Source organism: Bradyrhizobium sp. CIAT3101, assembly GCF_029714945.1.
In the GTDB taxonomy this organism is placed as follows: Bacteria; Pseudomonadota; Alphaproteobacteria; order Rhizobiales; family Xanthobacteraceae; genus Bradyrhizobium.
This window is the reverse complement of the sequence record NZ_CP121634.1, coordinates 6,039,596-6,058,743: the sequence shown is the minus strand read 5'-3', so window position 1 is coordinate 6,058,743 and position 19,148 is coordinate 6,039,596. Positions and strand designations below refer to the sequence as shown.

General features: G+C 67.7%; 19 protein-coding genes and 2 riboswitches. Of the genes, 15 read left to right on the top strand and 4 right to left on the bottom strand.

Annotated elements, in window-relative coordinates:
- The first annotated feature begins 4 nt into the window (after positions 1-4).
- Complete coding sequence (gene cobD / locus QA645_RS28705) at positions 5-970, top strand: threonine-phosphate decarboxylase CobD (RefSeq protein WP_283044809.1); 966 nt, start codon at positions 5-7, stop codon at positions 968-970.
- Here the strand turns inward: cobD and QA645_RS28700 are convergent.
- Together QA645_RS28700 and cobO are read right to left on the bottom strand one after the other, a co-directional pair.
- Positions 959-2,407 carry a cobyric acid synthase gene (locus QA645_RS28700; RefSeq protein WP_283044808.1) on the bottom strand — a complete coding sequence of 483 codons (1,449 nt, stop codon included), beginning with the start codon at positions 2,405-2,407 and terminating at the stop codon, positions 959-961. The genes cobD and QA645_RS28700 overlap by 12 nt on opposite strands.
- A 23-nt stretch (positions 2,408-2,430) precedes the next feature.
- On the bottom strand, positions 2,431-3,066 hold the full coding sequence (gene cobO / locus QA645_RS28695) for a cob(I)yrinic acid a,c-diamide adenosyltransferase (protein ID WP_254192878.1): 636 nt from the start codon (positions 3,064-3,066) through the stop codon (positions 2,431-2,433).
- 40 nt (positions 3,067-3,106) lie between these two features.
- Positions 3,107-3,327: riboswitch (cobalamin riboswitch) on the top strand.
- Between the two features lie 95 nt (positions 3,328-3,422).
- Between cobO and QA645_RS28690 the strand changes: the two genes are divergently transcribed.
- Genes QA645_RS28690 through cobJ form a run of 7 tightly spaced genes read left to right on the top strand, consistent with a single transcriptional unit; the run spans position 3,423 to position 11,327 of the window.
- Positions 3,423-3,797 carry a DUF1636 domain-containing protein gene (locus QA645_RS28690; RefSeq protein WP_283044807.1) on the top strand — a complete coding sequence of 125 codons (375 nt, stop codon included), beginning with the start codon at positions 3,423-3,425 and terminating at the stop codon, positions 3,795-3,797.
- Positions 3,794-4,828: a cobalamin biosynthesis protein CobW gene (gene cobW / locus QA645_RS28685; protein ID WP_254130337.1), complete on the top strand. Its 1,035-nt coding sequence runs from the start codon at positions 3,794-3,796 to the stop codon at positions 4,826-4,828. Before QA645_RS28690 ends, cobW begins: the two co-directional genes overlap by 4 nt.
- Entirely contained in the window at positions 4,828-8,076 is a 3,249-nt protein-coding gene (gene cobN / locus QA645_RS28680) for a cobaltochelatase subunit CobN (RefSeq protein WP_283044806.1), read from the top strand. The genes cobW and cobN overlap by 1 nt, the downstream gene beginning before the upstream one ends.
- Positions 8,073-9,233 (top strand): precorrin-3B synthase, encoded by a 1,161-nt coding sequence (cobG, locus tag QA645_RS28675; protein WP_283044805.1) that lies wholly within the window; start codon positions 8,073-8,075, stop codon positions 9,231-9,233. The genes cobN and cobG overlap by 4 nt, the downstream gene beginning before the upstream one ends.
- Positions 9,233-9,862, top strand: a complete 630-nt coding sequence (locus tag QA645_RS28670; RefSeq protein WP_283044804.1) for a precorrin-8X methylmutase — start codon at positions 9,233-9,235, stop codon at positions 9,860-9,862. Before cobG ends, QA645_RS28670 begins: the two co-directional genes overlap by 1 nt.
- 2 nt (positions 9,863-9,864) lie before the next feature.
- Positions 9,865-10,596 carry a precorrin-2 C(20)-methyltransferase gene (locus QA645_RS28665; RefSeq protein ID WP_283044803.1) on the top strand — a complete coding sequence of 244 codons (732 nt, stop codon included), beginning with the start codon at positions 9,865-9,867 and terminating at the stop codon, positions 10,594-10,596.
- Positions 10,593-11,327 (top strand): precorrin-3B C(17)-methyltransferase, encoded by a 735-nt coding sequence (cobJ, locus tag QA645_RS28660; RefSeq protein WP_283044802.1) that lies wholly within the window; start codon positions 10,593-10,595, stop codon positions 11,325-11,327. The genes QA645_RS28665 and cobJ overlap by 4 nt, the downstream gene beginning before the upstream one ends.
- Here cobJ and QA645_RS28655 read toward each other — a convergent pair.
- Entirely contained in the window at positions 11,303-12,049 is a 747-nt protein-coding gene (locus QA645_RS28655; protein WP_283044801.1) for a cobalt-precorrin-6A reductase, read from the bottom strand. The genes cobJ and QA645_RS28655 overlap by 25 nt on opposite strands.
- Between QA645_RS28655 and cbiT the strand changes: the two genes are divergently transcribed.
- Genes cbiT through cobT form a run of 7 tightly spaced genes read left to right on the top strand, consistent with a single transcriptional unit; the run spans position 12,048 to position 18,220 of the window.
- Positions 12,048-13,229 (top strand): precorrin-6Y C5,15-methyltransferase (decarboxylating) subunit CbiT, encoded by a 1,182-nt coding sequence (gene cbiT, locus QA645_RS28650; protein WP_283044800.1) that lies wholly within the window; start codon positions 12,048-12,050, stop codon positions 13,227-13,229. The genes QA645_RS28655 and cbiT overlap by 2 nt on opposite strands.
- The gene (locus QA645_RS28645; RefSeq protein ID WP_283044799.1) at positions 13,226-13,594 is read left to right on the top strand and encodes a cobalamin biosynthesis protein; all 369 of its coding nucleotides are present in this window, start codon (positions 13,226-13,228) and stop codon (positions 13,592-13,594) included. Before cbiT ends, QA645_RS28645 begins: the two co-directional genes overlap by 4 nt.
- On the top strand, positions 13,591-14,373 hold the full coding sequence (cobM, locus tag QA645_RS28640) for a precorrin-4 C(11)-methyltransferase (RefSeq protein ID WP_283044798.1): 783 nt from the start codon (positions 13,591-13,593) through the stop codon (positions 14,371-14,373). The genes QA645_RS28645 and cobM overlap by 4 nt, the downstream gene beginning before the upstream one ends.
- Entirely contained in the window at positions 14,373-15,683 is a 1,311-nt protein-coding gene (locus tag QA645_RS28635) for a cobyrinate a,c-diamide synthase (protein WP_283044797.1), read from the top strand. The genes cobM and QA645_RS28635 overlap by 1 nt, the downstream gene beginning before the upstream one ends.
- Positions 15,680-16,411 carry a uroporphyrinogen-III C-methyltransferase gene (cobA, locus tag QA645_RS28630; protein ID WP_254130348.1) on the top strand — a complete coding sequence of 244 codons (732 nt, stop codon included), beginning with the start codon at positions 15,680-15,682 and terminating at the stop codon, positions 16,409-16,411. Before QA645_RS28635 ends, cobA begins: the two co-directional genes overlap by 4 nt.
- Entirely contained in the window at positions 16,408-17,157 is a 750-nt protein-coding gene (gene cobF, locus QA645_RS28625) for a precorrin-6A synthase (deacetylating) (protein ID WP_283044796.1), read from the top strand. The genes cobA and cobF overlap by 4 nt, the downstream gene beginning before the upstream one ends.
- A 10-nt stretch (positions 17,158-17,167) precedes the next feature.
- On the top strand, positions 17,168-18,220 hold the full coding sequence (cobT, locus tag QA645_RS28620; protein WP_283044795.1) for a nicotinate-nucleotide--dimethylbenzimidazole phosphoribosyltransferase: 1,053 nt from the start codon (positions 17,168-17,170) through the stop codon (positions 18,218-18,220).
- Here cobT and QA645_RS28615 read toward each other — a convergent pair.
- Positions 18,217-18,789, bottom strand: a complete 573-nt coding sequence (locus QA645_RS28615) for a histidine phosphatase family protein (RefSeq protein WP_283044794.1) — start codon at positions 18,787-18,789, stop codon at positions 18,217-18,219. The two genes, cobT and QA645_RS28615, sit on opposite strands and share 4 nt — an antisense overlap.
- Positions 18,790-18,861: 72 nt before the next feature.
- A riboswitch (cobalamin riboswitch) is annotated at positions 18,862-19,064 on the top strand.
- The last annotated feature ends 84 nt before the right edge of the window (positions 19,065-19,148 follow it).

Sequence of the window (19,148 nt, the reverse complement as noted above, 5' to 3'; positions counted from 1 at the left end):
GGGCATGCGCGAGCACGGTGGAAATCTCGATCTGGCCCAGCAGCGGTTTGGCGGACGCGCGGAGGATTGGATCGATCTGTCGACCGGGATCAACCGGCTGCCATATCCCGTGGGCGGGATCGACGCGCATCATTGGCAGGCTTTGCCATCGCGATCCGAGATCGAGGCCCTGCACCAAGCGGCCCGGCACGCCTATCGGACGAGCGAACCGATCGTTGCGTTGGGCGGCGCGCAAACCGCCATTCAAATGCTGCCGCAGCTTGCGCCGCGCGGCCGGGCGCGCATTCTCGCGCCGACCTACAACGAATATGCTCCCGTTCTCTCGACCGCGGGATGGGAGGTCGAGGAGGTGAGGGCGCTCGACGCGCTGGCGGGGGCGAACCTTGCCATCGTCGTCAATCCCAACAACCCGGACGGCCGCCGTTACACGCCGAAGGATTTGCTCGCGCTGTTGCCGCGCGTCGGTCACCTCGTCATCGACGAGAGTTTTGCTGACGCGGTTCCCGAGCTCTCGCTGGCCTCGGAAGCGGGACGGCCGGGGCTGCTGATCCTGCGCTCGTTCGGAAAGTTCTATGGTCTTGCCGGCCTGCGGCTTGGGTTCGTGATCGGCGACTCGGCCGACATCGGCAAGCTCGCGGCGGCGTCAGGTCCATGGCCGGTCTCCGGAGCCGCGATCGCGATCGGCTGCCGTGCCTTGCGTGACGATGTCTGGGCCAAGGCGACGTCGGAGCGGCTTGCGCATGACTGTGTTCGTCTCGACGCCATGGTGCAGCCTCACGGCTGGCGGCTGGTCGGCGGCGCGCCGCTGTTTCGTCTCTACGAAACGCCGGACGCGCTTGCCGCGCAGGAAAAGCTGGCGCACGGCCAGATCTGGTCCCGCGTCTTTGCGCAAAACCCCTCATGGTTGCGCCTGGGTCTTCCGGGCGCCGAGGCCGAATGGTCGCGCCTTGCCGAGGTCCTAGCGCGCTAGCGCGAGCAGGCCTTCGACGTCGAGATGCTGCTCGATGTGATCGGCCAGCGCATCGAGCGCGCTCTCGACCCTGGCGTGGTACGGCTCGTTGCCCACGGGAATGTCGAGCTGCGCGAGGTACGCCCTGCGAAACTCATCCGATGTGAACAGGCCGTGCAGATAGCTGCCTTGCACGCGCCCATCGCGCGAGATCGCGCCTTCCGGCTCGCCGTTCAGTTTGGCGAATGGCCGTGCGCGATCGGTCCCGTCGGTGCGACCGATGTGGATTTCGTAGGCCTGGATCGGCTGATCCGTCGCCGCATGCACGGCCGCGACACGCGTCAGCGTCTTCTGCGGGCTCATCACCGTCTGGACATCCAGAAGGCCGAGGCCCGGCGTGTCGCCCGCGGGCCCTTCAATGCCATCAGGATCGGCGACGCTGCGTCCGAGCATCTGGTACCCGCCGCAGAGGCCGAGCACGTGGCCGCCCCTGCGGTGATGCGCGAGCAGATCTATGTCCCATCCCTGCGCGCGCAGGAAGGCAAGATCGCCGCGGGTGGATTTTGAGCCGGGGATGATGACGAGCCTGACGTCGCCGGGAATCGCTTCGCCCGGACGCACCATCACGAGATCCACGCCCGGCTCGAGCTTGAGCGGATCGAGGTCGTCGAAATTGGCGATCCGCGACAGCGCGAGGCAGGCGATCTTGCATTGTCCGGGCTTGCGCGCGTCGCTCAGGCCGAGCGCATCCTCGGCCGGCAGCTCGCCGGCGCGCGGAAACCAGGGCAGCACGCCGAAGCCGCGCCATGCGGTCTTCTGCGCGATCAGCTTGTAGCCATCGTCGAACAGCGCGGGATCGCCACGGAATTTGTTGATGACAAACCCCTGGATCATCGCGGCATCATCGGGGTCGATCACCGTCCTGATGCCGACGAGTTGCGCGATGACGCCGCCGCGATCGATGTCGCCGACCAGCACGACGGGGACGTCCGCCTTGCGGGCAAAGCCCATATTGGCGATGTCGGCCTTGCGCAGATTCACTTCAGCCGGACTGCCGGCGCCTTCGACCAGCACCAGATCGGCGCGCGCCTTCAGGCGCTCGAAACTCTCCAGGACCGCGCCCATGAGTGACGGCTTCATCGCCGCATATTCGCGCGCACGTGCGGTCGCGATGCGCTTGCCATGCACGACGACCTGTGCGCCGACATCGGTCTCGGGTTTCAGCAGCACCGGGTTCATGTCGGTGTGCGGCTCGACGCCTGCGGCGAGCGCCTGCAGCGCCTGCGCACGGCCGATTTCGCCGCCATCGACGGTGACGGCGGCATTGTTCGACATGTTCTGCGGCTTGAACGGGAGCACGCGCAGGCCGCGTCGCGTGAACGCGCGCGCGAGGCCGGCGACGATGAGCGATTTGCCCACGTCCGAGCCGGCCCCCTGGATCATCAATGCGCGTGCCATGGTTTTTTCAGAGCTTGGCGTCGTCAGAACTCGACGCCGGCCTGCGCCTTGATGCCCGAGCGGAACGGATGTTTCACCAGCGTCATCTCGGTGACGAGATCGGCGATCTCGATCAGCTCGTCCTTGGCGTTGCGCCCGGTGAGCACGACATGCGTCATCGGCGGCTTCGAGGTCTTCAGGAAGTCGACGACCTCCGCGATGTCGAGATAGTCATAGCGCAGCGCGATGTTGATCTCGTCGAGCACGACCATGCGCAGATTGGCATCGAGGATCAGCTCCTTGGCCTTCTCCCAGCCGGCGCGCGCCGCCGCGATGTCGCGGGCGCGGTCCTGCGTCTCCCAGGTGAAGCCTTCGCCCATGGCGTGGAACTGGCAGAGCTCGCCGAAATGCCCGGTCAGCAGGCGCCGCTCGCCAGTGTCCCAGGCGCCCTTGATGAACTGCACGACCGCGCAGGGAAAGCCATGGGCGACGCAACGGACGATCATGCCGAACGCGGAGGAGGACTTGCCCTTGCCGGCGCCGGTGTGGACGATGACGAGGCCCTTTTCGCCGCTCTTGGTCGCCATGATCTTGTCGCGGGCGACCTTGATTCTCGCCATTTTCGCGGCGTGCTTGGCGTCGGTTTCCTCGGCCGTCTGGGTGTCCGGCTCAGGCTTCATCTGACAGGGTCCTTCGGCTTGACAAGAGGCGGCCGGGGGCAAATGGTGACCCGGCGTTGGTTCCTGTCCTATGACAGGCGAAGAGGGAATGCGATAGGGTCCGAATCGGCAAGATTTGGGTCCAAACTGCAGCCGCCCCCGCGACCGTGACCGGAGAGATGCCCAAAGCCACTGATCCTACTTGCGGATCGGGAAGGCGGGGATCGAAGGGGAAACCCTGCTCCGCAAGCCGGGAGACCTGCCAGCGCGGACGATTTTTGGACCGGCGGACGGGGTGTTCCGCGACGGGGAAACGGGCCTTCGCAGAGAAGGTTCGTGAGCCTCTTCGCCTCCCGCTGTTACTTCTGGAAGAGGCGATGACCGTCACACTGCATGTCTGCATCACCTGCCGCGCCGGCCAGACGCTTGGCGAGGGCGAGGTTACGCCCGGCAAGCGTCTGCATGGTGCGATCCTCGAGGCCGGCGTGCCCGACGGTGTCAATGTGGTTCCCGTCGAATGCCTGTCTGCATGCAGCCAGGGCTGCTCGGTCGCGCTGAGCGCGCCCGGCCGCTGGTCCTATGTCTATGGCCGGCTGTCGGATGCCAACGCGCAGGACGTGGTCGCGGGCGCTGTCGCCTATGCCGCCGCGCCCGACGGCCTCGTGCCCTGGCGCAGTCGGCCGGAAATCTTTCGCAAGCAGTCGCTTGCCCGCATTCCCCCCATTGCCGTGTTGCCGGAGGCCGCCGAATGAATTCGCTCGCAAAAGTCCCTGTGACGGTCGTCACCGGTTTTCTCGGCTCTGGCAAGACCACGCTGATCCAGCATCTGCTCAGCAATCCCAACGGCAAGAAGCTCGCGGTGCTCGTCAACGAGTTCGGCAGCGAGGGCGTCGACGGCGAGATCCTGAAGTCCTGCGCCGATGCGAACTGCCCGGAGGAGAACATCGTCGAGCTCGCAAACGGCTGCATCTGCTGCACCGTCGCCGACGACTTCATTCCGACCATGGAGAAGCTGCTGGCGCGGCCGGTGAGGCCCGATCACATCCTGATCGAGACCTCGGGGCTGGCTCTGCCGAAGCCGCTGCTGAAGGCGTTCGACTGGCCGGAGATCCGCTCGCGGATCACGGTCGACGGCGTGATCGCACTGGCCGATGCCGAGGCTGTCGCCGCCGGTCGCTTCGCGCCGGATCCGGTTGCTGTCGAAGCACAGCGCGCGGCCGACGAAAATCTCGATCACGAGACGCCGCTGTCGGAGGTGTTCGAAGACCAGATCGCCTGTGCCGATATCGTGCTGCTGACCAAGGCCGATCTGGCCGGCAGCGCCGGCATCGAGGCCGCCAAGGCGCTGATTACCGCCGAGATGCCGCGCCGCGTGCCGATGCTGCCCATCACCGACGGCGCGATCGACGCGCGCGTCATTCTTGGTCTCGGCGCCGCCGCCGAGAACGATCTCGCCGCGCGCCCCTCGCACCATGACGGCGAGGAAGAGCACGAGCACGACGATTTTGCTTCGGTCGTGATTGATCTGCCTGAAGTGACTGACGTCGATGCGCTGGTCGCATCCGTCCAGAAGCTGGCCCGCGAGCAGAACGTGCTGCGCGCCAAGGGCTACATCGCAGTGGCGGGCAAGCCGATGCGCCTGCTGCTGCAGGCGGTCGGCGAGCGCGTGCGCCACCAGTTCGACAAGCCCTGGGGCGCGGGCGGCAGGCAATCGAAGCTCGTCGTGATCGGCGAGCACGGCGATATCGATGAGGCCGCGATCAAGGCGGGATTGGGAGTCTGATGCACGTCGTCTTCCGCGAGAGCCGCGGTCTGGAAGAGACCGCGACGCCAAGGGACATCGGCCAGGACCCGGCCGATCTCGTGGTGCTCTCGTACTCGGATTCCGATCTGGCGGCGTTTGCGGCCGGCTGGCGGCGCGGCCGCAACAGCCTGCCGTCGCTGCGCCTGGCGAACCTCGCGGAGCTCCGTCATCCCCTCTCGGTCGATACCTATGTCGAGCGCACGCTGTCGCAGGCGCGCGGCATTCTGGTGCGGCTGATCGGCGGTGAGTCCTATTGGCCCTATGGCCTCGCGGCGCTCCAGCAGCTGGCAAGAGATCGCAACATCGTGCTCGCCGTGCTGCCGGCCGATGGTCGCGACGACACGCGGCTCGATGCGTACTCCACCTTGCCGGTCTCGACGCTGCGCCGGCTGAAAGTGCTCTGCGACACCGGTGGTCCCGTTGCGGCGCAAGCCGCGATCGCGCAGCTCGCGCTGGCCTCGGGTCTCTATGCCGGGCCCGTCGTCGGCGAGATGAACGTGCCCGAGATGGGTTTCTACGATCCCGCACGTGGCGTGATCGCCGCGCCGTTGACGGGCGAAGGAAAGCCGCGCGCGCTGGTGACGTTCTATCGCTCCTATCTCACCGCCGCGGACACCGGCCCGGTCGATGCACTGATCGCTGCTCTGCGCGAGAAGGGCTTTGACGCGCACGGCGTGTTCGTGACCTCGCTGAAGGCTGCGGGCGTCGCAGATTGGTTGCGGGACCATCTCGCCAAGAATCCTCCGGCTGCGATCGTCAATGCGACGGCGTTCTCGGCGATGGGCGACGACGGCACGACGCCGTTCGATGCCGCGTCATGTCCGGTGTTCCAGGTCGCGCTCTCATCGGCGCGCCGTGAGGATTGGGCGGAGTCGCTGCGCGGCCTGTCGCCCGGTGACCTCGCGATGCATGTGGTTCTGCCCGAGGTCGACGGCCGGCTGTTCGCGGGCGTGGTGAGTTTCAAATCGGCTGCCGCGCGCGATCCGGATCTGCAGTTCTCGCATCTGGCGCATCAGCCGGACGAGGAGCGCGTGAATGCCATCGCCGCCCGCGTTGCGGCCTGGCGGCGGCTTGCGGAGACACCGGCCGCCGAGAAGCGGCTGGCCATTGTGCTCTCGAACTATCCCGGACGTCCGCACCAGATCGCGCATGCGGTCGGTCTCGACGCGCTTGCCTCGGTCGAGGCGATGGTGGCCGATCTCGCTGAGGCCGGCTTCGATGTCGCGCCGGTCCGTGCGCTGGGCGAGACGTTGCTGAACCAGCATCTGAGCTGGAGCGTCGCCGCGTACCGCGCGATGCTCGCGCGTCTTCCTCAGGGCCTGCAGGACGATCTCGCGCAAGCGTGGGGCGCGCCGGAGAGCGATCCGAGCTGCCGCGATGGCGCATTCCACTTCGCCGCGATTGCCTGCGGCCAATCGATCTTCGCGGTCCAAGCCGAGCGCGGCGATGCGACGACACGCGATTCCGACTACCACGATCTCGCCCGCACGCCGCGTCATGCCTATGTCGCGTTCTATCTTTGGCTCCGCGGGCAGGGGTGTGATGCCGTCGTGCACATGGGGGCGCACGGCACGCTGGAATGGCTGCCGGGAAAATCCGTGGCGCTGTCCGCAAGCTGCTGGCCGGAAGCGCTGATCGGCGATCTGCCCGTCATCTATCCCTTCATCGTCAACGATCCCGGTGAGGCCGCGCAGGCCAAGCGGCGCATCGGCGCCGTCACCATCGGCCATCTGCCGCCGCCGCTCGCGCAATCCGCGGTGCCGGAAGGCCTGCGTCGGCTGGAACGCCTGCTCGACGAGTATTCGACCGCCGATGGTCTCGATCCCGCCCGTCGCCAGCGCCTGATCGCCGCGATCCGCGAGGAGGCGCGCGCAGCCGGCCTCGAAGACGATCTCGGGCTTGATGCCTCGGCGGCTCCGGCCGAAGCGATCCCGCGGATCGACCGCTTCGTTTGCGATCTCAAGGAAAGCCAGTTCGGCGACGGTCTGCATGTGTTCGGTCGCGGTGACTGCGGCGACGCCGAGCGGGACGCATTGCTTGCCGCGCTTGGGGGGCAGCGCGTTGCGCCCGGCCCATCTGGCGCGCCCTATCGCGGGCGTCATGACGTGCTGCCGACGGGACGCAATCTCTTTGCCGTCGATCCGCGCGCCGTGCCGACGCCGCCGGCGCATGCACAGGGGATAAAACTCGCCGAAGAGCTGTTGCGCCGCCATCTGCAGGATCACGGCGATTGGCCGAAGGGCCTCGTGGTCGATCTCTGGGGCTCCGCGACCATGCGGACCGCAGGCGAAGAATTCGCGATGGCGCTGCATCTCGCCGGTCTCGCGCCGCGCTGGGATCACGCCTCCGGCCGCGTCACCGGCTACGACATCATCGCGCCGGCCGAACTCGGCCGTCCTCGCATCGACGTTACGCTGCGCGTGTCAGGCCTGTTCCGCGATGTCTTCGCAGGCCTTGCGCAATTGTTCGGAGCCGCCACCGAAGCGCTGGCATCGCGCGAGGAGGAGGGCGAGGAAAATCCCTATCGCCACCGCGCCTCCCGCGTGTTCGCGCCGCGGCCCGGGCAATACGGCGTCGGCCTCTCGGCGATCCCCGATGCGTTCACGCCCGAGACGCGCGATGCCGCCGGCGAGGCCTGGCTGTCGGCATCGTCGTGGGCGTTCTCGGCCGATGGGGAGATCAAGCCCGATCGCGCCGGCATCGAGCAGCGGCTCGCATCCGCCGATGCGTTCGTTCACGTGCAGGATCTGCCGGAAACCGATCTGCTGCTCGCCGCCGACTATGCCGCGCATGAAGCAGGCATCGCGGCTGCTGCTGCCCATCTCGGTGCTGCCGGACCATCGCTCTATCATCTCGATACGACCCGCCCTGAGCAGCCGCATGCGCGCACGCTGACGGAAGAAATCTCGCGCGTGGTCCGTGCGCGCGCCGCCAACCCGGCCTGGATCGCCGGCATGATGCGCCACGGCTTTCGCGGCGCCGCCGAAATCACCGCAACGCTGGAGCACATGGCCGCCTTCGCCCATCTCGCCGGCGCGGTGCCGCCGCATCTGTTCGATCTCTACTATGACGCGACGCTCGGCGATGCCGAAATCCGTGCCTTCATGGCGCGCGAAAATCCGGCGGCGCTGGCCGCGATGGAGACCTGCTTTACGCGCCTGCATGAGGCCTCGCTCTGGCGAACGCGCCGCAACTCGATTGCGGCTGCGCTGAAGGAGGCGTCATGAGCGCGGCTTCGGTGAAGGGCTGGTGTCCCGGCGCGCTGCGGCCGATGCAATCGGGCGACGGGCTCGTGGTCCGCGTGCGCCCGTTCGGCGGCCGGATCGATGCGGCACAGGCCGCCGGGCTTGCGCATCTTGCCGAGCGCCACGGCAATGGTCTGATCGACGTGACCAGCCGCGCCAATCTCCAGATCAGGGGCGTCAGCGAGAGCAGCCACCGGCTGCTGCTTGATGGTCTGGCGCAACTGACGCTGCTGGACCCTGACGCCGACACCGAATCCCGGCGCAACATCCTGGTCACGCCGTTCTGGCGCGACGGCGACGAGACCCAGGCACTTGCGGCCGAGCTCGAAGAAGCGTTGGCAGACTCGATGCTCGAGCTGCCGACGAAATTCGGCTTCGCCATCGATGACGGCAAGTCGCGCGTGCTCGCCGGCAATTCCGCTGACGTGCGGATCGAGCGTGACGCCGTCGGCCGCCTCCTTGTGCGCCCGGACGGCGCCAGGTTCGGCCGCAGCGTTGCACGTGGCGAGGCCGTGGCGACCGCGCTTGCTGTTGCACGCTGGTTCGTCGCGTCCGGCGTCAGGGATGGACGAGGGCGGATGGCAACGCATCTTGCGGCCGGCGCGAAATTGCCCGAAGTGCTGCGTGGTGAGGCGGAGCCTGCGCCCATCATGGCAGCCGTGCGTCCCGGCCTTTATCCGCAAGGGGCCATGGTCGGCGTTGCCTTCGGGCAGATGCCACATGCGACGCTCAATCAGCTTTCCGGCTGCGGGCACGCGCTGCGGATGACGCCGTGGCGGATGGTCCTGAGCGAGGGCGAGCGGACGATGCCGTCCGCGTCCGGCCTGATCACGGAGGCCTACGATCCGGCGCTGCGCGTCATCGCCTGCAGCGGCGCGCCGCGTTGCCGCGAGGCGCATGCCGACACCCGCGCGCTTGCCGCGGCGCTGGCGCCGAACATCGGCGCAGCCTCGCGGCTTCACGTCTCGGGCTGCGCCAAGGGCTGCGCCCATTCCGGTGCAGCCGCGATCACGCTGGTCGCGACGGGCGCAGGATTCGATCTCGTGCGCGGCGGGTCGACGCGCGATGAGCCGATCCTGCGCGGGCTCGACCGTGACGACATCGTTCGCGATCCCTCCATCCTGATGGGAGGGCACTGATGCCGCACACATATGAGACCGACGGCGCGGCGATCTACCGGCAATCCTTCGCGACCATCAGGGCCGAGGCCGATCTGGCGCGCTTCGCGCCTGATGAGGAGCAGGTCGTGGTGCGGATGATCCATGCCGCCGGCATGGTTGGCCTGGAGACGTACATCCGCTTCACGCCGGGGATGGCCACCGCCGCGCGCGCGGCGTTGCAGAAGGGCGCGCCGATCCTGTGCGATGCGCGCATGGTCTCGGAGGGAATTACGCGCGCGCGGTTGCCCGCGGCCAACGCCGTCATCTGCACGCTTGGTGACGAGACCGTTCCCGCGCTGGCGCAGTCCATGCGCAACACGCGTTCGGCCGCGGCGCTGGAGCTGTGGCGGCCGCATCTCCACGGTGCGATCGTCGCGATCGGCAATGCGCCGACGGCGCTGTTTCATCTGCTCAACATGCTCGAGGACCGCGACTGTCCGCGGCCCGCGGCGATCATCGGCTGCCCCGTCGGTTTCGTCGGTGCGGCCGAATCCAAGGCTGCGCTGATGGCCGATCCGCCGGTGCCGGCACTGACGGTCGAAGGCCGCCTCGGCGGCTCCGCGATTACGGTCGCCGCCGTGAACGCGCTCGCAAGCCGGAGCGAATAGAGATGGGACGGATCATCTGCTGCGGTCTCGGCCCTGGCGATCCCGATCTGATGAGCTTGCGCGCCGATCGCACCGTGCGCGGCGCGAAGCACGTCGCCTATTTCCGCAAGAAGGGCCGGCCGGGTCAGGCGCGGCGCATCGTCGAGGGTATGCTGGCGACCGACGTCACCGAATATCCCATGGAATATCCGGTCACGACCGAGCTCGCTTTCGACAGCCCGGACTACGTCCAGCTGCTGGCCGGCTTTTACGACGAATGGGCCGAACGCCTCGCGCGACTGGCCCGCGCCGTCGATGTCGTCGTGCTCTGCGAAGGCGATCCCTATTTCTACGGCTCCTTCATGCATCTGCACACGCGCCTGCAAGGCCGCGTCGAGATCGAGGTGATCGCCGGTATTCCCGGCATGGTCGGCTGCTGGAACGGGGTGGGACAACCGATCGCGCTTGGCGACGACGTGACGACGGTGCTGATGGGCACGCTTCCCGAGGCCGAGCTCGAAAGGCGCATGCGCGATTCCGACGCGCTCGTGATCATGAAGACCGGCCGCAATCTCGCAAAGGTGCGCCGCGCGCTCGCGTCCGCCGGCCGGCTCGATGATGCCTGGCTGGTCGAGCGCGGCACCATGCCGGGCGAACGCGTCGCGCGGCTCGTCGAGATCGATGCCGCCGATTGTCCGTACTTCGCGATCGTTCTCGTGCACGGCAAAGGCCGGCATCCGGACGCTGCCGAATGACGGGAACGCTGACCATTGCGGGCCTCGGGCCGGGCAGTGATGCACTGGTGACGCCGGAGGTTTCCGCCGCGCTCGCCGCCGCGACGGATATTCTGGGTTACGCGCCCTATGTCGCGCGCGTTCCGCCGCGCCCCGGGCTCTCCCTACATCCGTCCGACAACCGCGAAGAGCTGCAGCGGGCGGCCGAGGCTCTGCGGCTTGCCGCCGCAGGCGGACAAGTCGTCGTCGTGTCCTCCGGCGACCCCGGCGTCTTTGCGATGGCCTCCGCCGTGTTCGAAGCGCTCGAGCAGGCGCCGCAATATCGGGAGCTGCCGATCCGTGTGCTGCCGGGGATCACCGCGATGCTGGCCGCGGCCGCGCGCGCCGGTGCGCCGCTCGGTCACGATTTCTGCGCGATCAATCTCTCCGACAATCTCAAGCCATGGGCCTTGATCGAGCAGCGCCTGCGGCTTGCCGCCGAAGCTGATTTTTCGATTGCGCTGTACAATCCTCGCTCGGCGAGCCGGGCGGAAGGATTTGGCCGCGCGCTCGCGGTGTTGAAGGAGGCCGGCTGCGGCGAGCGGCTGGTGATCTTCGCACGCGCGATCAGCGCAGCCGACGAGACCATCGTGACCGTGACGCTGAACGACGCAACGCCCGAGATGGCCGACATGCGCACGCTCGTCATCGTCGGAAATTCGCAGACGCGCCGTGTCGGGCGTTGGGTCTATGCGCCGAGGCGGTCGCCATGAGCGAGCCACTGCATCACTTCAGCGACGCTCTCCACCCGCAGCCGCTTCGGCAGCGTTGGTCGCGAGATCATGATCACGGGCAGGCCGAGCCTACGGGCGGCATCGATCTTGGCGCGCGCGCCGTCGCCGCCGGAATTGCGGGCGACGACCCAATCGATGCCGCGCTTGCGCATCATGTCGAGCTCGCCGTCGAGTGTGAACGGCCCGCGCGACACGAGTACATCGGCAGTGAAGGGCAGCGGCGCTTCGGGCGGATCGACGAAGCGCAGCGTGTAGGCGTGCTGCGTCTTCGCCGCGAACGGCGCGATGTGCTGACGGCCGATGGCGAGGAACACGTGTGCGGGCGCTTCGGGAAGGGCAGCGGCCGCGGCGTTGACATCCCCGGTTTCAATCCACTTGTCGCCAGGTGCGCTGGTCCAGGGCGCGCGCTCGAGCGCGATCAGCGGCGTGCCGGTGTTCGCGCACGCCTCAACGGCATTGCGGCTCATCTCGGCTGCGAAGGGATGCGTCGCGTCGATCACATGCGTGATGGCTTCGCGCCTGATGTAATCGACAAGCCCGCTCACGCCGCCGAAGCCGCCGATGCGGGTCGGCAGCGGTTGATCGGCAGGCATCCGTGTACGGCCGCCGTAGGAGTACACGGCGTCAATCCCCGCGTGCGCGATCTCGGCGGCGAGCAGGCTCGCATCGGCAATTCCGCCCAGAATAAGGGCGCGCATCATGGTTGATCCCTGGCTGACCATCATCGGTATCGGCGAAGATGGCCTTGCCGGGCTGTCGGAAGCAAGTCGAAAGGCGCTGGCTAACGCGGAAACCGTGTTCGGCGGCGAGCGTCATCTCGCGCTCGCGGATGTCGGCGACCGCGGCCGCGCGTGGCCGGTGCCGTTCGATGCTGACATCGTGCTGAGCTGCCGCGGCCGGCCGACGGCGGTGCTCGCTTCCGGCGATCCGTTCTGGCATGGCGCCGGAGCGGGCCTCGCCGAGAAATTGGCTGCTGGTGAGTGGATTGCGTACTCCGCACCATCGACCTTCTCGCTCGCCGCCGCGCGGCTGGGCTGGCGGCTCGAATCCGTTGTCTGCCTCGGGCTTCATGCTGCGCCATTCGAGCGTCTCGCGCCGCATCTGGCTCCGGGCGCGCGGATCCTTTGTCTTATGCGCGACGGCAAGGCTGCCGGCGATCTCGCAAGATGGCTGAGCGGTCGCGGATGGGGCGCCTCGGCATTCTGGAGCCTCGTAGCGCTCGGCGGGCCGCGCGAAAGTATTGCAGAGCATCGTGCGGACCGCCTTGTGGGCGATCTCGCGGGAAACCTCGTTGCGGTCGCAATTGAGGCGAGGGGCGGGCAGAGCATTCCTCGCAGCTCCGGACTTTCGGACGATCTCTTTGTTCACGACGGCCAGATCACCAAGCGGCCGGTGCGCGCGCTCGCGCTCTCGGCCCTGGCGCCGCGTTCCGGTGAGCGTCTGTGGGACATCGGTGCTGGTTCCGGCTCGATCTCGGTGGAGTGGGCGATGTGCGGAGGAACTGCGATCGCCGTTGAGATCCGAGAGGATCGCGTCGCGAACATCCGCAGCAATGCTGCGACGTACGGATTGGCGCATCGGATCACCGTCGTCACGGGACAGGCGCCGGAAGCGCTCGTAACGCTGGATGTGCCCGACGCCGTCTTCGTCGGTGGCGGTCTCGATCGTGCGATGTTCGATGCAATTTGGGCGCGGCTTGCGCCGGGCGCCCGGCTGGTTGCACATTCGGTGACGCTGGAGACGGAAGCGCTGCTCGGCGAGCTGCATCAGCAGTATGGCGGCGAGCTGATGCGGGTCGAGATTGCGCATGCCGCTCCGCTCGGCCGCTATCGCTCCTGGGAGGCCGTGCGGCCGGTGGTGCAGTGGAGTGCGGTCCGATGAAGGTCGCCGGGCTCGGATTCAAAAAAGATGTTACGCTCGCCTCGTTACGCGATGCGCTTGCGGCGGCGGGCGGTGCCGATGGCCTCGCGGCCGTGGCAACCGTCAGCGACAAGGCTGATGCCGAGGCACTGAAATTGCTCGCGCACGAGTGTGGCGTTCCAATCAAGGCCATCGCTGCCGACATGCTGGCCGGTATCGCGACGCCGACGCAGTCGCAGCTGGTCGCCGAAAAGTTCGGCACGGGATCGGTTGCCGAAGCGGCGGCGCTCGCCGCCGCCGGCCCACGCGCGCGGCTCATCGCACCGCGCGCGGTCTCGCAGGATCGCACCGCGACCGCGGCGATCGCGGAAGGAGACGGTCCATGACGGTGCATTTCATCGGCGCCGGGCCGGGCGCCGCCGATCTTCTCACCTTGCGGGGGCGCGATCTCATCGCGTCCTGTCCGGTCTGCCTCTATGCGGGCTCGCTGGTGCCCGAGGGCGTGCTGGCGCATTGCCCGAACGGTGCGCGCATCGTCAACACCGCGCCTCTGTCGCTCGACGAGATCATCGCGGAGATCACGGCCGCGCATGCGGAGGGCAAGGACGTCGCGCGGCTGCATTCCGGCGATCTCTCGATCTGGTCAGCGATGGGCGAGCAGCTTCGCCGCCTCCGTGCGCTCGGCATTCCTTTCACGGTGACACCTGGCGTGCCGTCGTTCTCGGCGGCCGCAGCGGCTATCGAGGCCGAGCTGACATTGCCCGGTCTTGCCCAGACGGTGGTGCTGACGCGCACACCGGGCCGCGCCAGCGCAATGCCCGAGGGCGAGAAGCTCGCAGCCTTTGCGGCGACCGGCGCAGTGCTGGCCATTCATCTGTCGATTCATCTGCTCGACAAGGTCGTCGCCGAGCTGACGCCGCATTACGGCACGGATTGCCCGGTCGCGATCGTCTGGCGCGCGAGCTGGCCGGATCAGCGCATTGTTCGCGCTACGCTGGCGACGCTCGATGCGGCCGTCGGCGTCGAGATGGAGCGCACCGCGCTCATCCTGGTGGGCAAGACGATTGGTGCGGCGGATTTCGACGAGAGTCGTCTCTATGCCGCCGACTACGACCGCCGCTATCGCCCTGTCGGCACTGAGCCGCGTTTTCCGGAGGCGTCGTGATGCCGGCGGGTCTCGTCATCTCCGCGCCGGCCTCCGGCGTCGGCAAGACCACGCTGACGCTGGCGCTGGCGCGCGCCTGGCGCAATCGCGGATTACGCGTGCAGTGCTTCAAGAGCGGGCCTGACTATATCGATCCCGCCTTCCATGCCGCAGCCACGGGGCGCGCCTCCGTCAATGTCGATAGCTGGGCGATGGATCGCGCCAGTATCGCGCATCTCATCAGCCGCGGCACTGATGCCGACATCGTGCTCACCGAGGGCTCGATGGGCCTGTTCGACGGCGTCGCCACGCGCGGTGTTTCCGGCACCGGCGCCACCGCCGACATCGCGGAGATGCTGGGCTGGCCGGTGGTGCTCGTGATCGATCCCTCCGGACAGGCGCAAACAGCCGCGGCGATTGCCGCGGGCCTGCGTGACTACCGCCCCGGCGTGCGCCTTGCCGGCGTGGTGCTTAATCGCGTTGCCAGCCCGCGCCACGAGGATCTTGTGCGGCGCGCGCTCAATGACGTCGGCATCGCTGTGTTCGGCGCGCTGCCGCGCCATGCCGAGATCAGCCTGCCGAAGCGGCATCTCGGCCTAGTTCAGGCCGAGGAACAGGCCGAGATCGGAAAACTGATCGACGAGGCCGCGCGCTTTGTCTCAGGGCACGTCGATCTCGACGCGGTGCTGCGAGCCGCAGCCGCGTGGTCCGTGCAACCAGCGACAAACGGCCTGAGCGTGACGCCGCCGGGCCAGCGCATTGCACTCGCCCGCGATGCCGCGTTTTCCTTCGTCTATCCGCATATGCTGGAAGCCTGGCGCGCGGCGGGCGCGGAAATCTCGACCTTCTCGCCGCTCGCCGACGAAGCACCCGACGCCAACGCCGACGTGTGCTGGCTGCCCGGCGGCTATCCCGAGCTTCATGCCGGCAAGATCGCCGCCAACGCGCGCTTCCGCAGTGGCCTGCGCGCCTTCGCCGAGACACGACCCGTGCACGGCGAATGCGGGGGGTATATGGTGCTGGGGACTGCCTTGACCGATGCCGACGGTCTCCGTCATGAGATGACGGGCCTGCTCGGACTGGAGACGAGCTTTGCCAAGCGCCGCATGCATCTCGGCTATCGTCTTGCCGCGCTCGCGGCGCCCATGCCGGGCCATCAGGTTGGAGCGCGCCTGCGCGGTCATGAATTCCATTACTCGACGATCGTCGCCCAGCCCGATACGCCGCTGGCGGTCGTGCATGATGCGACAGGCGCCGTCATCGCTGAGACCGGCTCGCGGCGGGACCACGCGACTGGCACCTTCTTCCATCTGATCGCGGAGGACCGGTGAGCGGCTTCGTCTCCTTCATCTCCGCCGGCCCCGGCGACCCCGAGCTTCTCACGCTCAAGGGCGCCGCGCGGCTGCGCGAGGCCGACGTCGTGCTCTATGACGATCTCGCCTCGGGCGCGATTCTCGATCTGGCGCGTCCGGGGGCCAATCTCGTCGCGGTCGGGAAACGGGCAGGGCGGCCGTCGACAAAACAGCATCACGTCAATCGCCTGCTCGTGGACTATGCCGCCACCGGCGTGCGCGTGGTCCGGCTGAAGTCTGGCGATGCCGGCATTTTTGGCCGGCTCGAGGAGGAGCTGGAGACGCTGCGCGAAGCCGGCATCGGCTATGAGATCGTTCCCGGCGTCACCTCGGCCTGCGTCGCCGCGGCGCAAGCCGGGATTCCCCTGACCCGTCGCCACACCTCGCGCCGGGTGCAGTTCGTCACCGGGGCCGACGTCACCGGCGAGTTGCCGCAGAATTTGAACTGGGCGGCGCTGGCCGATCCTGATGCGACGACCGTGGTCTATATGGGTCGGCGCACCTTTCCGGCGCTGGTCGCGAAATTGATCGAGCACGGGCTCTCGCCCGATACGCCGGCGCTGTTCGCGGAGTCCCTCGGCCGCGCCGACGAGCGGCTGGTGCGCACCACGATTGCCGAGCTTGCCGAGCAGCTCGCGCGTGGCGGTGCTGCTTCCACGGCGGCCGTAATCATGTTCGGCGCGCTGGCGGAGGACGGATCGTCATGATGACGCTCTCCCTGATCGGCATCGGCTGCGGCGATCCCGGGCAGCTCACGCGCGCTGCGATTGGCGCGATCAACGCCGCCGATCTTGTCCTGATCCCACGCAAGGGGACGGCAAAATCCGATCTCGCCGATCTCAGGCGGACCATCTGCGCGGATGTACTCGCCAACGGCACCACGCGCATCGCCGAGTTCGATCTGCCCGTGCGCGATGCCGGTGAGGCCGACTACCGCAAGGGCGTGGACGATTGGCATGACGCGGTCGCGGCGACCTGGTCGCGGTCGATCGTTGATCATCTCGGTGGTGACGGCAAGGTCGCGCTGCTGATCTGGGGCGATCCCTCGCTGTACGATTCCTCGCTGCGCATCGCGCGGCGGCTCAATCCGTTGCCAGAAATCGAGGTCGTGCCCGGCATCACCTCGATCCAGACGCTGTGCGCGGCGCATGCGCTGCCGCTCAACGACATCGGCGAGCCGTTTCTGGTCACGACGGGACGCCGCTTGCGTGAAGGCGGCTGGCCAGTGGGCGTCGATACGGTCGTCGTGATGCTCGACGGCGGCACGGCGTTCCAGTCGCTCGATCCGGCCGGACTTCACATCTGGTGGGGCGCCTATCTCGGCATGGCCGATCAGATCATCATGTCCGGCCGGCTCACCGAGGTCGGCCCGCGCATCGTTGCCGCACGACACGAGGCGCGCGAGCGGCATGGCTGGATCATGGACAGTTACATTCTCAAGCGCAGGCCGTAAGCGAGGCAGCATGCTCCCTGAATGGGTCACCCGGAAATGCCCCGAGATCTCCGTTGCGCATCGCGATGCGGCGATCGCGCGACAGACACAACTGACAAAGCCGACCGGCGCGCTTGGGCGGCTCGAGCAGCTTGCGATCGAGCTTGCCGGCTTGCAGGCGACTGAACGCCCTCGCGCCGCGCGCGTGCCGATCATCATCTTTGCCGGCGATCACGGCATCGTCTCGCAGGGCGTGTCGGCCTATCCGCAGGCCGTCACCATCGCGATGATGGCGAATTTTGCTTCGGGCGGCGCCGCGATCTCGGTGCTGGCGCGCGAGCTCGGTTCGAGCCTCGAAGTGGTCGACGCCGGAACGCTGGCACAAGAGGCGATGCCTGATATCGTCACCGACAAGCCACGCCCTGGCACGCGCGATTTCAGCGTCGAAGCTGCGCTCACGCCGGCGGAGCTGGCGTTCGCCTTCGAGGCGGGACAGCGCGCAGTGGTGCGGGCGAAGGCCGATCAGCCCGATCTCCTGATCTTCGGCGAGATGGGTATCGGCAACACCACGACCTCGGCGGCGATCGCCGCGAGCCTGCTCGGCGTCGCTGCCGAGGAAATTGCGGGCCACGGCACCGGCGTGGATGCGGCGGGCCGTGCGCACAAAGCGCGGGTGATCGATGGGGCGATCGCGCGTCATGGCGTTACGGGTGCGGCGCCCGAGAAGATCCTGTGCGCCGTCGGTGGCCTCGAGATCGCGGCGATCTCGGGCGCGATCATAGCGGCTGCGCAGGCGCGCATTCCCGTGCTGATCGATGGTTTTATCGTGTCGGTCGCGGCGCTCGCGGCGGTGCGGCTCAATCCGTCGTGCCAACCGTTCCTGCTGCCGTCGCATCAATCGGCGGAGCAGGGGCACCGGCTGGTGCTGCGCGCGCTGAACGTGCAGCCGCTGATCAGCCTCGATCTCAGGCTTGGCGAGGGATCGGGCGCTGCGATCGCGCTGCCGCTGGTGCGCTCGGCCTGTAGCCTTCACAACGACATGGCGACGTTCGCACAGGCCAACGTCCCGGACCGGCCGTCCTAGGCCACGCGCTGATTGACCGAGACGACGCGCCAGCCGGTCGCGAGCCGGTCGATCCGGGTCAGCGACAGCGGATCGACGACGAAGCGCAAGGCCGCGTGCGGCGTCAGATCCAGCGCGATGCACAACGCGGCGCGGATGGTGCCGGAATGCACGATCAGCGCTGCCTGACGAGCGACGATCCGCGCAAGGCCCAACCGCACGCGCGCGACTTGTTCTTCAAAGCTCTCGCCGCCGGGCGGCCGCCCGCACGCCGGATCGCTCCAGAATTGCGCATAGGCCTCGCCGCCGTTCGCTGCGAGCTCGTCATGGCGCCGGCCGGTCCAGTCGCCGAAATCCTGCTCGCTGAATTCGGGCAGCAGGTCAGGCTCGAGCCCCAGCGCGCGCGCCGTCTCGGCCGTGCGTCGCGAAGGGCTCGCATAGCTCGCCGCATCCCGTGGCAAGCACCGTCGTAGCTTCTCGAGCTGCACGCGATCGCCGAGATCTGCGGGCGCGTCGGCGGCGTGGATCGTCCCCTTGACGCCCTCGACCGGCGCATGCCGGATCAGCCAGAGGAAGGTCTCGCCTTCCATGCTTATCTCCAAAGAAGTTGGTCGCTGTGGCAATAACGCCGCAGCTTGTACATTGACTCTGTCTTGATCGTAACCCTAGATGACTTTGACGGTTTCCCCGAGAGGGGATGAAAAGGGAATGCGGTGCGGGGACATGGTCCCCAATGCCGCAGCTGCCCCCGCAACTGTAAGCGGTGAATCCTTCGTCACAAGCCACTGGGTCCTCGGTCCCGGGAAGGCGACGAAGCGGTCACGACCCGCGAGCCAGGAGACCTGCCGTCAGCCGTGGTCACACGCGAAGATGTCGGTCGGGGAGTACAGACATTCGGCTTCATCGGAGGGCTTACCAGCCGGAAGATGGGACCTTGGTTCGCGGTGAC

Bases quoted from the DNA above. Each gene is read 5' to 3' on its own strand.
- cobD (WP_283044809.1), top strand. From the start codon at position 5: ATGCGCGAGCACGGTGGAAATCTCGATCTGGCCCAGCAGCGGTTTGGC.
- QA645_RS28700 (WP_283044808.1), bottom strand. From the start codon at position 2,407: ATGGCACGCGCATTGATGATCCAGGGGGCCGGCTCGGACGTGGGCAAA.
- cobO (WP_254192878.1), bottom strand. From the start codon at position 3,066: ATGAAGCCTGAGCCGGACACCCAGACGGCCGAGGAAACCGACGCCAAG.
- QA645_RS28690 (WP_283044807.1), top strand. From the start codon at position 3,423: ATGACCGTCACACTGCATGTCTGCATCACCTGCCGCGCCGGCCAGACG.
- cobW (WP_254130337.1), top strand. From the start codon at position 3,794: ATGAATTCGCTCGCAAAAGTCCCTGTGACGGTCGTCACCGGTTTTCTC.
- cobN (WP_283044806.1), top strand. From the start codon at position 4,828: ATGCACGTCGTCTTCCGCGAGAGCCGCGGTCTGGAAGAGACCGCGACG.
- cobG (WP_283044805.1), top strand. From the start codon at position 8,073: ATGAGCGCGGCTTCGGTGAAGGGCTGGTGTCCCGGCGCGCTGCGGCCG.
- QA645_RS28670 (WP_283044804.1), top strand. From the start codon at position 9,233: ATGCCGCACACATATGAGACCGACGGCGCGGCGATCTACCGGCAATCC.
- QA645_RS28665 (WP_283044803.1), top strand. From the start codon at position 9,865: ATGGGACGGATCATCTGCTGCGGTCTCGGCCCTGGCGATCCCGATCTG.
- cobJ (WP_283044802.1), top strand. From the start codon at position 10,593: ATGACGGGAACGCTGACCATTGCGGGCCTCGGGCCGGGCAGTGATGCA.
- cbiT (WP_283044800.1), top strand. From the start codon at position 12,048: ATGGTTGATCCCTGGCTGACCATCATCGGTATCGGCGAAGATGGCCTT.
- QA645_RS28655 (WP_283044801.1), bottom strand. From the start codon at position 12,049: ATGATGCGCGCCCTTATTCTGGGCGGAATTGCCGATGCGAGCCTGCTC.
- QA645_RS28645 (WP_283044799.1), top strand. From the start codon at position 13,226: ATGAAGGTCGCCGGGCTCGGATTCAAAAAAGATGTTACGCTCGCCTCG.
- cobM (WP_283044798.1), top strand. From the start codon at position 13,591: ATGACGGTGCATTTCATCGGCGCCGGGCCGGGCGCCGCCGATCTTCTC.
- QA645_RS28635 (WP_283044797.1), top strand. From the start codon at position 14,373: ATGCCGGCGGGTCTCGTCATCTCCGCGCCGGCCTCCGGCGTCGGCAAG.
- cobF (WP_283044796.1), top strand. From the start codon at position 16,408: ATGATGACGCTCTCCCTGATCGGCATCGGCTGCGGCGATCCCGGGCAG.
- cobT (WP_283044795.1), top strand. From the start codon at position 17,168: ATGCTCCCTGAATGGGTCACCCGGAAATGCCCCGAGATCTCCGTTGCG.
- QA645_RS28615 (WP_283044794.1), bottom strand. From the start codon at position 18,789: ATGGAAGGCGAGACCTTCCTCTGGCTGATCCGGCATGCGCCGGTCGAG.